The organism is Roseibium album (genome assembly GCF_965233825.1).
GTDB classification, from domain to species: Bacteria; Pseudomonadota; Alphaproteobacteria; order Rhizobiales; family Stappiaceae; genus Roseibium; species Roseibium album.
This window is the reverse complement of record NZ_OZ247583.1, coordinates 464,734-478,428: the sequence shown is the minus strand read 5'-3', so window position 1 is coordinate 478,428 and position 13,695 is coordinate 464,734. Positions and strand designations below refer to the sequence as shown.

12 protein-coding genes are annotated in these 13,695 nt (G+C 56.7%); 4 read left to right on the top strand and 8 right to left on the bottom strand.

Annotated elements, in window-relative coordinates; translation table 11 throughout:
* Window positions 1-250 precede the first annotated feature (250 nt).
* Window positions 251-709, top strand: coding sequence for a translation initiation factor IF-3 (locus ACO6TI_RS02175; RefSeq protein WP_235808766.1), 459 nt, complete (start codon window positions 251-253; stop codon window positions 707-709).
* Between the two features lie 3 nt (window positions 710-712).
* On the opposite strand, the gene ACO6TI_RS02170 is transcribed toward ACO6TI_RS02175, so the two are convergent.
* Together ACO6TI_RS02170 and ACO6TI_RS02165 are read right to left on the bottom strand one after the other, a co-directional pair.
* The gene (locus ACO6TI_RS02170; protein WP_422384251.1) at window positions 713-1,093 is read right to left on the bottom strand and encodes a YkvA family protein; all 381 of its coding nucleotides are present in this window, start codon (window positions 1,091-1,093) and stop codon (window positions 713-715) included.
* Window positions 1,094-1,251: 158 nt separating this feature from the next.
* Window positions 1,252-2,940: an acyl-CoA dehydrogenase family protein gene (locus tag ACO6TI_RS02165; RefSeq protein WP_422384250.1), complete on the bottom strand. Its 1,689-nt coding sequence runs from the start codon at window positions 2,938-2,940 to the stop codon at window positions 1,252-1,254.
* A 163-nt stretch (window positions 2,941-3,103) separates the two neighbouring features.
* Here ACO6TI_RS02165 and ACO6TI_RS02160 point away from each other — a divergent pair, with 163 nt between their 5' ends.
* The gene (locus ACO6TI_RS02160) at window positions 3,104-4,006 is read left to right on the top strand and encodes a YihY/virulence factor BrkB family protein (RefSeq protein ID WP_196916111.1); all 903 of its coding nucleotides are present in this window, start codon (window positions 3,104-3,106) and stop codon (window positions 4,004-4,006) included.
* Window positions 4,007-4,022: 16 nt separating this feature from the next.
* Here the strand turns inward: ACO6TI_RS02160 and ACO6TI_RS02155 are convergent, their stop codons facing one another.
* Window positions 4,023-4,898 (bottom strand): DMT family transporter, encoded by an 876-nt coding sequence (locus ACO6TI_RS02155; protein ID WP_186009624.1) that lies wholly within the window; start codon window positions 4,896-4,898, stop codon window positions 4,023-4,025.
* Window positions 4,899-5,076: 178 nt separating this feature from the next.
* On the opposite strand from ACO6TI_RS02155, the gene ACO6TI_RS02150 reads away from it, so the two are divergent.
* Window positions 5,077-7,041: a methyl-accepting chemotaxis protein gene (locus tag ACO6TI_RS02150; protein WP_209013177.1), complete on the top strand. Its 1,965-nt coding sequence runs from the start codon at window positions 5,077-5,079 to the stop codon at window positions 7,039-7,041.
* Window positions 7,042-7,155: 114 nt separating this feature from the next.
* Window positions 7,156-8,340 carry an NAD(P)/FAD-dependent oxidoreductase gene (locus ACO6TI_RS02145; RefSeq protein ID WP_055114419.1) on the top strand — a complete coding sequence of 395 codons (1,185 nt, stop codon included), beginning with the start codon at window positions 7,156-7,158 and terminating at the stop codon, window positions 8,338-8,340.
* 102 nt (window positions 8,341-8,442) lie between these two features.
* Here the strand turns inward: ACO6TI_RS02145 and ACO6TI_RS02140 are convergent, their stop codons facing one another.
* The 5 genes from ACO6TI_RS02140 to ACO6TI_RS02120 all read right to left on the bottom strand — a co-directional run bounded on the left by ACO6TI_RS02140 (window position 8,443) and on the right by ACO6TI_RS02120 (window position 13,562).
* Window positions 8,443-9,240: an alpha/beta fold hydrolase gene (locus ACO6TI_RS02140; protein ID WP_422384249.1), complete on the bottom strand. Its 798-nt coding sequence runs from the start codon at window positions 9,238-9,240 to the stop codon at window positions 8,443-8,445.
* Between the two features lie 75 nt (window positions 9,241-9,315).
* Window positions 9,316-10,497, bottom strand: coding sequence for an adenylate/guanylate cyclase domain-containing protein (locus ACO6TI_RS02135; RefSeq protein ID WP_208992633.1), 1,182 nt, complete (start codon window positions 10,495-10,497; stop codon window positions 9,316-9,318).
* Between the two features lie 66 nt (window positions 10,498-10,563).
* A complete protein-coding gene (locus ACO6TI_RS02130) occupies window positions 10,564-12,069 on the bottom strand; it encodes a glycosyltransferase family 39 protein (RefSeq protein WP_422384248.1) in 1,506 nt (501 codons plus the stop codon).
* Window positions 12,070-12,109: 40 nt separating this feature from the next.
* Window positions 12,110-12,541 (bottom strand): GtrA family protein, encoded by a 432-nt coding sequence (locus ACO6TI_RS02125; RefSeq protein WP_196893922.1) that lies wholly within the window; start codon window positions 12,539-12,541, stop codon window positions 12,110-12,112.
* The gene (locus ACO6TI_RS02120) at window positions 12,519-13,562 is read right to left on the bottom strand and encodes a glycosyltransferase family 2 protein (RefSeq protein WP_055114412.1); all 1,044 of its coding nucleotides are present in this window, start codon (window positions 13,560-13,562) and stop codon (window positions 12,519-12,521) included. The genes ACO6TI_RS02125 and ACO6TI_RS02120 overlap by 23 nt, the downstream gene beginning before the upstream one ends.
* Between the last annotated feature and the right edge of the window lie 133 nt (window positions 13,563-13,695).

The following is a 13,695-nucleotide window of genomic DNA, read 5'->3' as shown; positions in this document are numbered from 1 at the left end:
GCTCTGCAAGGTACAAAAAAACCCTCGGAACTCATGCTCCAAGGTTTCCGTTGCATATGTCCTAGCACCACTCGGTAAATTCCTGCGAAACCGGCAAAAAGTCAACCGAAATCGCCGATTCTGCCTCTCGCTGAATTTGTGTGTGCGTGTAGCCGGTATGTTGGCTGTCAGGTGCCAGGTTTTCTTGCCCAGCTGTTGCATTGTGAAGGATTACATCTCAAGTAAGGACTTAGCGGGCAATTTAAAGGAGGTGCTTGAATTGGACGGCGGAAAATTTCTGGTTCAACTCCTTAAAATTGTCCTTGGCTTTATCCTCGGCCTTGTTGCCTGCGGTCTCTTTCTGGCATGGGGTTTTTTCCAGGCCGCGCATCCCGATGAAAACCCGATTGCATTCGGGGCGATGGTCGGCACCGGCCTGGTCGGAGCAAGTGTCGTCGGGGCGGCAGCCTTCGTGCCGGCGGGCATTTTGATTGCGATTGCCGAACTCGCCCGTCTCAGGGGGATTGTTTTTCACCTGGTCGCAAGCGGCAGCATTGCGTTTCTGCTCTGGACCGTGGGGTTTGATGGGGAAACCGGTGATCTGAGGCCTGGAAGCGTGGTCGTCCTGGCAGCCGGGTTCCTGGCAGGTCTTGTCTATTGGACCATTGCCGGCCGCACATCCGGTTGCTGGCAGCCGGAAAGGCCCAAAGAGCCGATGTCCGGCAGTTGATAGCTACAAATCACCATCCTTCAGCGCTTCACGTGCGGCGTCGTAGTGATCGTCGTGCATATGTCCGCGGATCATCGCGATCGCGGCCATCAGAATGGTTGCGTCGTCGCCAAAGCCGACGCCGATCAGGAAATCGGGAACCGTATCGATAGGCAGGACGAAGTAGGCGAGCGCGGCGAGCACAGACACGCGTACCTTGGCAGGCGTTGCCGGATCAAGGGCGCAATAGTATCCAGCGACTACATCTTCCATGAACGGGATCTGCCGAGCAGCCTTCCTGGCCGTTGCGAGCAGTTTCTGCCGAACCGTCTTTTTCTGTTCTTCTTCCGGACCAAGGTATTCGGCTTCGAAACCCAAGTCTTCAAATGAAAAAGAGGAGGTCATCTTTGTGGTCTCCCGTTTCCTGCCACCATATCATGTGGGGGATTAATACAAGAATTCAACGACAGCACCCGTTTCAGGCGAACAGGCTGGTGCTATCACCACCGTTCTTGCGCAATGGAAGACAAGAGGCGGCACGACCGGCTGTTTCCTTGTCTGCCCTACTGGATCCCGCGGGTTTCAAGCAGGCGCCGGGCAATCACCTGTGCCTGGATTTCCGCAGCTCCCTCAAAAATATTGAGAATGCGCGCGTCGCACAGGACGCGGGAAACGGCATATTCCAGCGCAAAGCCATTCCCACCATGGATCTGCAGAGCGTTGTCGGCTGCGGCCCATGCAACGCGCGCGCCGAGCAACTTGGCCATACCTGCTTCCAGGTCGCAGCGTTTGCCGGAATCCTTTTGCCAGGACGAGAAGTAGGTCAGCTGCCGGGCTATCATAAGTTCGGCAGTCATCATCGCGAGCTTGTCGGACACACGCGGGAAGTGGACCAGTGCCTTGCCGAACTGGATGCGTTCTTCGGCATAGCGCAAACCGAGATCGAGCGCGGACTGGGCGACGCCGAGCGCTCGGGCCGCCGTTTGAATGCGCGCGCCTTCGAATGTCTGCATGAGCTGCTTGAAGCCTTCGCCTTCAACCTGTCCCAGAAGATTTTCGGCATCTACATCGAAATCGTCAAAGGCAATTTCGTATTCCTTCATGCCGCGATAACCGAGCACTTCGATTTCGCCACCGCTCATGCCGACTGCCGGAAACGGGACTTCGTCCGTTCCCCGCGGTTTTTCGGCGATAAACATGGACAGACCCTTGTAACCGGATTCGTCCGGGTTTGTGCGGGCGAGAAGCGTCATGATGTCCGCGCGCACGGGATGCGTGATCCAGGTCTTGTTGCCGGAGATCTTCCAGGTGTCGCCATCCTTGACCGCCCGTGTCCTGAGCGATGCGAGGTCGGATCCGGTGTTCGGTTCTGTAAAGACAGCCGTGGGCAGGACTTCCCCGGAAGCGATCTTCGGAAGCCAATGCCGTTTCTGTTCATCCGTTCCGCCGCAAAGGATCAACTCCGCCGCGATTTCGGACCGGGTTCCCAGGGAACCGACGCCGATATAGGCGCGTGACAATTCTTCGGATACCACGCACATGGCTTCCTTGCCGAGCCCAAGTCCGCCGAATTCTTCCGGAATAGTGAGGCCGAAGACGCCGAGTTCGGACATCTGGTTGACGACATCAAGGGGGATGTATTCGTTCTTGAGGTGCCATTCATGGGCATTGGGAACAACGGTGTCCTCCGCGAAACGGCGCATTTCGTTGCGGATCTGCTCCATCGTGTCATCGAGACCCGGATCGCCGAAGGTCGAGTGACCGGCCTGATCCCGGATGAGCGACGTGATTTCACCGCGGATCGCAGGCCTGTTCCCGGCTTCGATCAGGACGTCGATTTCGCGGATACGATGGGCGCGCGCCTCATCCGCTGAAATGGCGAGATCCGACAGGCGGACGATTTCGCCCTGGTTCATCGGAATACCACCGAAGATCTGTGCCAGGTATTCGGCAAAGCCGAGCTGAACGATCCGCTCCTCCAGCGTGCCATACCTGCCCTCTTCGCTCAGTCGCCGTGCATAGGCGTCGAGCTGGCGAAGCGATTCGACATAGGTTGCGAACCAGGCAAGGCCATGAGTTGCGCGTTGTTCCTGTTCCATCAGCTTTGAGGACACGCGGCCGTCTTCCGACACAAGCGCCCGGACACGTTGCGCTGCAAGATCAAGCAGGTTGTCAAGCGCTCCGACAGCAGCTGCGGTTTGTTCAGTCAGGCTCTCTGGCGATTCTGCCGCCGTCAGGACTGCAGTGGACATGGGCGATCTCCGTTTTCATTTGTTGCGCCGTGGCGCTTTTTGTTGAAGCTATGTTGCGTCGCACACACTCATTTGTCGAGCCGGAATTTGTTCATCTTTCGCAGGGGGCAGTTTTCTGGCGGCAGCACTTGACTGCCGGGGATGCCAAAGGCCAGATCAGGATATGGGTGTACGAAAGACATTTCTGGAAACTTATTCGGTCCTCAAGGACGCGATCGGGCATTTTGCGCGCGATGACGGCTTTGCAATGGCCAGTCACGTGGCTCTTTCCGGCCTTTTGGCAATCTTCCCGCTTTTGATCTTCATCGCGTCCCTGGCCGCGTTTTTCGGCATGACGGGTGCAGCCGACACGGTATCGGACCTGGTATTTGATGCTTGGCCGGAAACGGTGGCGGCCCCGGTCGTGCGGGAGATACACAATGTGCTGACGGTCCGGCGTGGCGATTTGCTGACATTCGGTGCCATTGCCGCGTTCTGGTTCGCCTCCAACGGCGTGGAAGCATTGCGTACCGCACTCAATCGAGCCTACAGGCAGCAGGAGCGCCGGTCGTTCGTGGTTTTGCGCCTGCAATCCCTGGGGCTCGTTCTGCTGGGCGCTGCGATCCTGCTCGCCTACACGTTCCTGGTCGTACTTGCACCACTGGCGCTGGCCGGGCTTCTGGCCTATGCGCCGAAAATCGAGGGTTTTCTTCTATCCATCAATGTGGCGCGTTACTCTCTGGCAGGATCTCTGCTGATCATCGGACTGTTCGTGACGCACTGGCTGCTACCGGCCGGCAAACGGAGTTTCAGTGATCTGTGGCCGGGTGTCCTGGCAACCCTTGTCATGTGGATCATTGCCGGTGCTGCCTTCGGAACCTACCTGGCAAGTTTCGCAAATTACGTCTCCACCTATGGCGGTCTTGCCGGCATCATGACCGCGCTGATCTTTCTCTATATCTGCGCACTGGTGTTCATTCTGGGGGGGGAGCTCAATGCAGCCATCTCCCGACAGCGCAAGCTCAAGGTGCGCCTGAAGGAACGGGCTGCGGTGAGCGAGACGGCTCCGGCCAAGGCAATCACCTGATTGATCGGCGATCGCTTCAGGATTTTTGCGGTGATTTCCGGATCACCAGCACTGCGCCGATGATGAGCGCCATTCCCGCAATCTGGATCAGGGTCAGCGTTTCGTCGAACAGGAAATAGCTTTCAACCGCCGTTGCCACCGGGACGAGATAGAAAAGGCTGGCAACTTGTGAGACCGCGCCTTCGCGAATGAGGAGCATCAGCAGCAGGATTGCTCCGACGGACAGGACCAGCACGAGCCAGCCCATCGCAAAGATGAGTTCGCCCGACCAGGTGATCTGCCAGGTTTCGAACAGCGTGAGGGGCGTGGTGAACATCAGGGCACCGACATATTGCCAGATGGTTGCTGCCAAGAGATCCGTTTTGGCAGCAAAACGCTTCTGGTAGACCGTGCCCAGGCTTATGGCGGCAACGGAAACGAGGACTGCGGAAATCGTTATCACCGTTATTCCGGTTCCACTGATGTCGAATTTCGGCCCAAGGACAAGAACCAGACCACAGGCGCCAATCGCCATGCTGATCCAGTGCTTTCTGGATACGGTTTCGCTGAGCAGCATCACGGCAATCAAGGCCGTCAGAACCGGCTGAAGCCCGACGATGATGGACGACGCTCCTGCTGGCATGCCCTGCTTGATGGCCCAGAAAACACCGCCCAGATAAACGCCATGCACCAGCATTCCGGTCACGAGGCAATGCAGTATCGCCGTCGGCGACTTCGGCCAGGTCCTGGTCAACAGCAGAGCCAGCACAAAGAGAATCGGCAGGACGAGGGCAAAACGGACGGTGAGAAACACCAAGGGGTCGATATACGGCGCTCCGAGTTTCGAGCCGATGAAACCGGTCGACCACAGCAATACGAAGATGATCGGAGCGGCTTTGGTCAGGAAATTCAAGAGCAGCCTCAATAGGAAGGGAGCCGACGCGGATCGTGCACCGTTGAAACTTGCCAAATTACGCAGTCGTTAACCGTAATTTGGCATTTTTGGCCAACTTTTAGGAAACAGTCGGAGCCATAGGGGACATACGCCGGTGCCTTTCGTATCGCAATCACCTTTTTGGATCTTGTCGAAATTGTCGGTCAAGGTCAGGATACTCGCGCTAAGTCTTTTTACGATCGCTGGATTGCTGGCGGTCGGCGGTGTCTATTTCTGGAGCCAGAATGAACTGAACACAGCGTTTTCCCGGATGGGAGAGAGTTCGCGCCTGACTGAGGAAGTGGCCAGCCTTTCGCAAATGGCATCAGGACTGCAGGTTGTAGAAAAGCAGTATCTGGGATCACCGTCCTCGGAGAGCTATCAGTCGTTCCTTGCGACGCTTCAATCTGCGACAGTCCTGCTCACGAAAATCCAGGAAAATCCGTCCGCCGGGACCTATCAGACCGAGATCTCGGATGTCAGGGGCACTCTGGAGGGTGCCAACGAGGCATTCGAAACGCTCGATGCTCTCCAGCAGCGCATCGGATACGACAATAGGCAAGGTTATCTGGCCGTGCTCAACGAAAAGACCGGTGCCGTAAAAAACCGTCTGCAGGAGGAAATGAAATTCGGGGGTGGACCGGATTTCGAGAAGCTGGCGAGAGCAATCCTGGCGGTACAACTCGCGGAAAAAGAATACACCTTGAACAACACCACGGACGCTGTCGACGTGTTCGATGCACAGTTCGCCGCATTCGAGAAACTGCTGAAAAAAGTCTATATCTCCGACTCGATCAAAAAAGAGTTGGCGGACAACATGACCGCCTACAAGGCAACGTTTGACGAATACAAGGTTACATCCGCGGACAAGCTCGAAAGTGTCGCGCTGCTGGAAAGCCTGTTCGAACTTGTCCCGCCACGCATCGCCTCGCTGAACGAAGCCGCCGCCGGGATCCAGACGGAAGCCTCCGGTCAGCTCGATACCGCAAGAACAATCGCGCTCTTTGCAATCGGTGGCACCATTCTTCTGCTTCTCGTGCTGCTTCCCGCGCTGGCATTCGGTATCGGTCAGTCGATTTCAGGGCCGCTCGGTCGTCTGCATGCGGCAATGGAAGCGCTTGCCGGTGGTCAGACCGAGCTTGATCTTCCCGAGTTGCCGGGCAATACCGAACTGGCATCAATGACCCGTACCGTCCGGGTGTTTCAGGAAAATGCGATCGAGCGTGTGGAACTTGCGGCTGCAAAGGACCAGGAAAACCACCTGCGAGAAGAGCGTGTTGCCCGTCTCGACAATCTCATTTCCGGTTTCGAAAGCACAGTCTCCGACGCGCTGGATAAACTTGATCGCGCGAACGGAGAGTTGGGTCAGACGTCGCAATCCATGGAGCAGGCCGCCGACGATGTGGCCAACCAGTCCGACGAGGCAGCCGTCGCGGTTCGAAATGCCGCCGAAAACGTGACGTCTGCCGCACATTCTGCCGAAGAGCTCGCCGCATCGATTTCCGAGATCGCCGACCAGGCAAACCAGTCGACCGAGGTCGCCCACAAGGCGGTCAAAAGCGCATCAACCACGGTGGAAACCATGCAGGAACTTTCAGGAGCTGCCGATCGTATCGGCGAAGTCATGGGCCTCATCCGGGACATTGCCAACCAGACGAACCTGCTTGCCCTCAATGCCACGATCGAGGCAGCCAGGGCCGGTGAAGCCGGGAAGGGGTTTGCGGTCGTGGCCGCCGAAGTCAAGCAGCTTGCTGATCAGACGTCCCGGGCGACGGAGGACATTGCTACGCAGATCGAAGCGATCCAGGGGTCGTCGAGCCAGGCGGTTGACGCGATCGAGGATGTCAGCAAGATCATTTCCGACATGGAAGGTCTTGCATCGGCAGTCGCAGCAGCCGTTCAGCAGCAAGACGAAGCCGTGCAGGCGATTTCGGAAAACGTTTCAAATGCATCAAACAGATCGGAAGAAGGCGTGTCCCGGATGGAAGCGGTCGGATCGGCCGCGGAACTGGCCCGATCCAACGGAACCGAAGTCGAGCAACTGGCTGAATCACTCAACAATCAGGGCACCTTGATTCGACAGGAAGTTGCAGATTTCCTGACGGGTGTCCGCGAAGCCTGAACCTGCTAAATCAGTGCTGCGCCGCGACGAAACCGTCGCGGCGTTTCGCCTTCTGGCGGACCGCCAATCTTCGTGCTAGTGACGGAAGACTTAGCGTGAAGAAGGCGAAACGGAATGCAGGAAGAAATCGTCATCATTGGTGCCGGGCAAGCTGGCGCCCAGCTTGCCCATTCGCTCCGGCAGGGCGGATTTGAAGGCCCCTTGCGCCTGATTGGTGACGAGCCGCATCCGCCGTATCAAAGACCGCCTCTTTCGAAAAAATACCTTTCCGGAGATGTGGGTGCGGAAGGCCTCTGGCTGCGCCCTCCGGCATTTTTCGAAACCAACCAGATCGACCATATTCCGAATACAAAGGCCGTCTCCATCGATCGCGCTGCAAAAAGAGTGCATCTGGAAAACGGCGACACGCTTGCCTATGGCAAGCTTGTGCTTGCAACGGGCACGAACGCGCGCACATTGCCGCTTAAGGGTGCCGACAAGACCGGTGTTGTAACCCTGAGGTCGATTGCCGACGTCGACGCAATTCGCGATGGTCTGAGCTCAAGCAGCGGAATAGCGATCATCGGTGCCGGCTATATCGGTCTAGAGGTTGCCGCGGTCGCGAAGGCAATGGGCAAGTCTGTCAGCGTGATCGAGGCGCAGGACCGGCCGATGAAGCGTGTCGTCAGCCAGGCGGTTTCGGACTACTTCACCCGATTGCATCGAGACAAGGGTATCGACCTGCGTCTAGAAACGGGTATCGAGTCGATCGAAGGTGATGAGACCGTCACAGGTGTGAAACTCAGCAATGGTGACGTCATAAGTGCCGAACTGGTTCTGATTGCCGTCGGCGCGGAGCCCAACGATCATCTGGCGGCCGAAACCGGTCTTGAAGTCGACAACGGTGTTCTCGTGGATGGTTCGGGGCAGACCAGCGACCCGAATATCTACGCTGTCGGTGATTGCACCCGCTTCTATTCGAACCGCTATCAGCGATCCGTGCGCATGGAAAGTGTCCAGAACGCGATCGACCAGGCGAAAGCCGCTGCACAGTCATTGCTCGGTGAGGATATCGACTATGATCCGGTGCCGTGGTTCTGGTCCGATCAATACGACATCAAGCTGCAGATTGCAGGTCTTTCAGAAGGGTATGACGAGACGATCGTCGTCGGGTCACCGGCGGATCACAAGTTCTATGTGGCCTATCTGAACAAACGGAAACTCATCGCCGTCGACAGCATCAACTTTCCCCGCTCGCACATGCTCGCCCGCCGGGTGATCGGTGAAACCTGGCGTGAGGGTTTGCTGCCGGACGCATAGATCAGGTTCAGGCCCTGCGATGACGCCCCGGGCTGGCGCGCTTGCGTTCGAACACGGCGACTGGTTGCAAGTTTGAGGACGAGACCTACCGTGTGACCTTCTTCAGTTCACTCCGGCGTTCTGCAGGATAAGCCTGGTAACTTCCTTCGGGATTTCGAGATGCGGCATGTGGCCGACACGTTCGAAAATATGCGTTGCGACGATGCCGGGGAGCTTGTGTGCCTGGCGGGTCGGCAGAACCCTGTCCTGGGTTCCCCAGATCACCTTGATGGGTAACTTGAGGGCAGCAAGTTCGTCCCGCGGCAAGGTCTTTTGCACCGTGCCGTCGATAATTTCTTCCACGATGGCTTCCAGTGTCGCCGTTGCACCGGGTCTGGCGCGGCTGTCTGCCGCGGTCTTTGCGAGAAACTTCGGGAGCCTGAATTCCCAACCGAAAAACTGCTCGAGCAGAACCTCCATGCCTTCGACGTCGCTCGTTGTCGCATAGCGGCGCAACAGGCGGTGATTGATTTCGGGACCGAAGCCACCTGGAGCCAAAAGCGTCAGGCTGGCCACCCGTTCCGGATCATTCAGGGCAACCAGAGCCGCGACCGCACCTCCCATGGAATGGCCGACCAGATGAACCTTGGCCAAAGCCAGGTGTTCGAGTGACTGCGCAACCGCTTTGGCAGCGATACCTGCATTGCCGATCCTGGGCCAGTCGAGGGCTTGGCCATGTCCAGGCAGATCGAATGCCAGGGACCGGACTTTTGACGACAGGGCAGTCTGCGTATTCTGCCAGGTTTGCCTGTCTCCACCAAAACCGTGGAGCAGGATGACCGGTGCGTTCTCGCCCGGGTCAACCGTGTTCTGATCATGAAATGGAAGATGGTTCGGGAAATCGGGACGAAGATCGGTCATGGTCTCGGTAAATTGGCAAGCCAGAAGTGAGGCGGCAGAAGCGTTGCGGGGTGACGTTGTTTGGATTGGCGGCAATTATTCAAGCGCGAACAAGGGTTGCGGGTCCGTAAAGCCGCTAAGGTCAAATGATCCGACAGGACGGACTCTCGACCTGCTGTGCCTGGCGATGTCCTCCGTTACAAGGACATCCGATCCCGCTGTTTTTGTAAGGCTTTCTATTCGGGCTGCCGCGTGTACGGTTTGACCGATTACCGAAAATGTCAGCCGGCTGGGAACACCAATGTTGCCGAACATGACCGAACCGACCGAAAGCGCGACACCCACCTTCATTGGCAGGACCCCTGAAGCATCATCATTGATGATCTTGAGCCGCCTGCGGGTCTCATCTGCCGCGCTGATTGCATTGGAGACGGCCGCCTCAAGGCTTTGCTCGTCGAGTGGAAAAACACCGAGCACTGCATCGCCAATAAAATCAAGGACTTCACCATTGTTGTCCAGCACCGAGCCGGCCGTTGCCTCGAAATAGGTATTCAGCCAGTTCAGGTAGGCATCCGGACCAAGGGCTTCTGCGATCGCCGTGGATTTTCTCATGTCGCAGAAATAGATCACCGCATCGACATTTTCACCGTCACCATGCCTGATCTGGCCATTCAGTACCTTGTTACCCGCGTTCTTGCCCAGATAGGTTATCGCGATCGTTTTGCTGATCTGGCTTTCGATAGTCGCACGGGCCGCCAGCGCCAGGCGTTTTTGAATGTATTCAATGGCTGACAGGGCGTCATCTGAAAAGCCGTTTTCGTCACAGGTCGCCCAGCTGACGATGATACCGCTGGTCGGATAATCATCGTTTGTTACAGGCAAGGCGAACTGGGTGGGTAGCACCAGATAGTCCGTATAACCGGCATTGCTCAGGCGGGTCAGCAGCGGAAATTCCTGAGGTGCGTTTGAACTGGTGAGGCGGCGCCTGAACCTGGGCTCCTGATTGACCAGAACCGCACGAACCGGACTGTTGAGCCAGTCATCGGTCTCCTCGTCAGAGTGGGAAATCAGTTCGTGCTGGAGTTCGCTGCCGCTTTCCCAGACGACGACTTCGGCTTCTATCAGGGGATGCAATGTCGACCATGCCATCATCGCGCGATCGATCGGGACTTCACATTTGCGAAGCCGTTCGCACATTTCCGCAAACATTTTTGCCATGTCGGGCGATCCAAGTGCCTGGCCAATGAGCCAGTCCTCGATGTCGTCGATTTTCGCCATGCTGATCATGCGGTCAAGTTAATGTCCTTTTGTCGAGGTTTCCAGACGGACAGTTCCATCAGGGCACTAGTTTGCAGGTTCTTCGGCGACTTTTCCCGGAGGAATGATCAGCCAGTTGACGGTGACGTCTGGGATATCGCCTCCTGCCCGGAAGGGGAAGGTTCTGCTGCCTTGCCGCGCGGCATCCGGGTAATAGGCAAGAAGTTCGTTAAGCGGTGCTTCCCGATCGCCGCGCCAGACAATCATGAGGCCTTTGTTCTGCACGTCCTTGATGTCGATCCAGGGACTTAGTCTGCGGTCGTGCAGATAAAACATCGATGGACGTCCAGGTGCATGCAGCGTGACATTTGCTGCCGACCACATGTCACCGGCAACATAGGCAATGTCCGTGCCCATTTCGGTCTTCCAGATGCTCGCAAGTTCGTTTGCGACGACCCCGGCCGGATAATGAATGCGAGTCTGCTTCTTCTTCCAGTAAGGCTCCAGCTGCCCCTGTCCGAAAATGACGATCAAAAAGATTGCCTGGATCGTCACCGCTCCGATCAGGGCACGCCCGGGGAAAGGCCACATGTCAGGAAGCGCGGCATATCGAACTGCAACGACGCCGGAAAGCACGAACATCGGCGTACCCCACATGTGTTCGAATTCATTTCCGGTGATTGCGGAGGCGATAACAACAACAGTCAGCGGGACGAAGGCGAACCAGAGCAGAAAACGGTCACCGGGTGCTGCCAGCAACACCTCCGACTTGCGGCGCTGCAAGCGATAGTTCTTGAGACCGCGCCAACCAAGCCCGGCAAGGATCACCAGAAACAGCCCGGCGTGATTGCCCACCTGTGCAAACAGGAAATTCAACGGATTGAGGACACGATCCAGAAAGGATTCCGCCGGCTTGCTGCGGCTGGCCGCGTATTGAAGCGTCAGGAAATCGGTTTCCAGCAGCCAAAGGATATGAGGAACGAGCAGAAGGGCGCAAACCAGCGCGCAAAGCCAGGGACCGGCAGTGAAAATGAGGCGCCGCGCATCTGAAAACACAAGCCCATAAAGCCCAATGGTGCCAATGAGCAGGACAACGAAATACTTCGTGTAGAGCCCGATGGCGGCAAGCGCACCCAGCAGTAGCCAGTCGGTGAGCCTGCTGTTCGCCTGGACACGCAGGAAAAGCAGAATCATGCCGCTCCAGACGGGGATCTGCAGGATGTTCGGATTGAACTCCGGCATGGGCAGGGTGAAATAGAATGTCACGCTGGTGAGCACGATCGCCCAGAATGCCTGCCAGGCAGACAGTCCGAGATGAAGGCTGATTTTCCAGATAAAAAGATATCCCAAGGCAAGGGACATGGCGCTGAGCCAATAGCCGCCGAAATAGTGCCCTGCGGTCAGGCGGTAAGTGGCCTCAAGCAACCAGGCCTGCAATGGCGGGTGCTTTGTGTATCCCAATTGCAGCTCGCGGCCCCAGGCAAAGCCTTCAACAACATCAAGTGGCGGACCGGGAAATGCCAGTGTCGGTACAAGCGCATAGAGCAGGCAGAGGCATGACGCATAAACAAGAGCGGCGCGCAATGCGGTCATTCGGCGTTACCTCGTGCAGTCGCTTGTAAAAATGTCCAAGTCAGAATTTCGCCGAAGGATGAGCGAAAGCCCAGAGCCTTGCACCAACGAACGAAAATGCCGGAACAATCAAGATCGCGAGCCAGAGGCCGTAGAGTTCCGGCCACGAGGTGAAGGTCAACCACAGGGTCAGGATGGTAGAGTTGAGTGCGAAGCCGGCAACGGAGACAACCAGAAACCTCGTCATGCTTTTCAATGCGGTTCCGGTCTGGCGCAGGTGACTGAAACTCCAGAAATAATGTCCGCTGAAGGAAACTGCGAATGCTGTCAGGAAGCCGCACACATTCGAAGGAACAACAGATAGAATTCCAGCCTCGAAAAGGGTCGACGCAACAATGGCATGCGTCAGGGTGGCTATGACGCCAATAACGGCAAATTTCCCGACGGCAGCGCTTTCCGCCTTGAGCTTTTCAAGATTTACTTTGGCCAGCATCGGCATCCTTGCTCGCTTTGTCGCACTCTTGAGGCTCACCTTCGATGACGTCCTGCAGGATGTAAACCGGACGTTGTTTGGCCTCGTTGAAGAGACGCGCGATATATTCGCCGATCATTCCGATCGATAACAGCTGGACGCCGGAAAAAAACAAAAGGGCGACCATCAAGGATGCGTAACCTGGCAGATCCACGCCGAATATCGACGTGCGAATCGTCAGGACAATGGCGTAGGTAAACGCAGCAAAGGATATTGCCGCACCACCGTAAAACCACACCCGCAAGGGCAGTGTCGTGAAGCCGGTCAACCCGTCCAGCGCAAAGTTCCAGAGTTTCCAATAGTCGAATTTTCCACTTCCGGCCCTGCGTGGCGGGCGCTCATAAGGTATTGCCATCGCCGGGAATCCGACCCAGGCAAACAACCCCTTCATGAAGCGATTTCGTTCCGGCAACTCAAGCAGCGCGTTGACAACCGTTCGGTCGATCAGGCGAAAGTCACCCGCATTGGCCGGCATGTCGATGTTCGCAAGCTTGTTGAACAGCTTGTAGAACATGTTGGCCGTCGAACGCTTCATCAGCGAATCCGACGACCTGTCCACTCTAAGGCCATAGATGACGTCATAACCGGCGCGCCATCCGTCAAGCATCTGCAGAATGAGTTCCGGTGGATCCTGCAGATCGGCATCCATGATGACGGCGATGTCTCCAGACACCGCTTCGAGACCGGCCGACAACGCTGCCTCCTTGCCGAAGTTGCGCGAGAGGCCAAGCAGTTTTCCAGGAAGGCCTGTTTTGAGTTTTTCGGAAAGAATGTCGGCGGTCTTGTCCCGGCTTCCGTCGTCGATGAAAACATATTCGAAAGCCAGGCCGGTTTTTTCAAGGACCGGCAATGTCGCGTCCAGAAAATGCTCGATGACGTCCTCTTCATTGAAGACAGGAACAATCACACTGAGCATTGGCTCTGCAGGGCGAGCAGTTTCCCGGCGGGAGACGTAGATTTTCGAAGCAGCCGTCTTGTTCATGAAAGTTTCAGGCCTGAATTGCGGCAACGGGAGTCGCCGCAACCTGCCGCAATTTCGGCAAAAAGGCCAGCCCAAGCTTTGTTTGTTGCACAAGCCCCTGATCTGCGTTTGCGAGTTGAAATCCGTGCCGGCG

Bases quoted from the DNA above. Each gene is read 5' to 3' on its own strand.
- ACO6TI_RS02170 (WP_422384251.1), bottom strand. From the start codon at position 1,093: ATGACCTCCTCTTTTTCATTTGAAGACTTGGGTTTCGAAGCCGAATAC.
- ACO6TI_RS02165 (WP_422384250.1), bottom strand. From the start codon at position 2,940: ATGTCCACTGCAGTCCTGACGGCGGCAGAATCGCCAGAGAGCCTGACT.
- ACO6TI_RS02160 (WP_196916111.1), top strand. From the start codon at position 3,104: ATGGGTGTACGAAAGACATTTCTGGAAACTTATTCGGTCCTCAAGGAC.
- ACO6TI_RS02145 (WP_055114419.1), top strand. From the start codon at position 7,156: ATGCAGGAAGAAATCGTCATCATTGGTGCCGGGCAAGCTGGCGCCCAG.
- ACO6TI_RS02140 (WP_422384249.1), bottom strand. From the start codon at position 9,240: ATGACCGATCTTCGTCCCGATTTCCCGAACCATCTTCCATTTCATGAT.
- ACO6TI_RS02135 (WP_208992633.1), bottom strand. From the start codon at position 10,497: ATGGCGAAAATCGACGACATCGAGGACTGGCTCATTGGCCAGGCACTT.
- ACO6TI_RS02130 (WP_422384248.1), bottom strand. From the start codon at position 12,069: ATGACCGCATTGCGCGCCGCTCTTGTTTATGCGTCATGCCTCTGCCTG.
- ACO6TI_RS02125 (WP_196893922.1), bottom strand. From the start codon at position 12,541: ATGCTGGCCAAAGTAAATCTTGAAAAGCTCAAGGCGGAAAGCGCTGCC.
- ACO6TI_RS02120 (WP_055114412.1), bottom strand. From the start codon at position 13,562: ATGAACAAGACGGCTGCTTCGAAAATCTACGTCTCCCGCCGGGAAACT.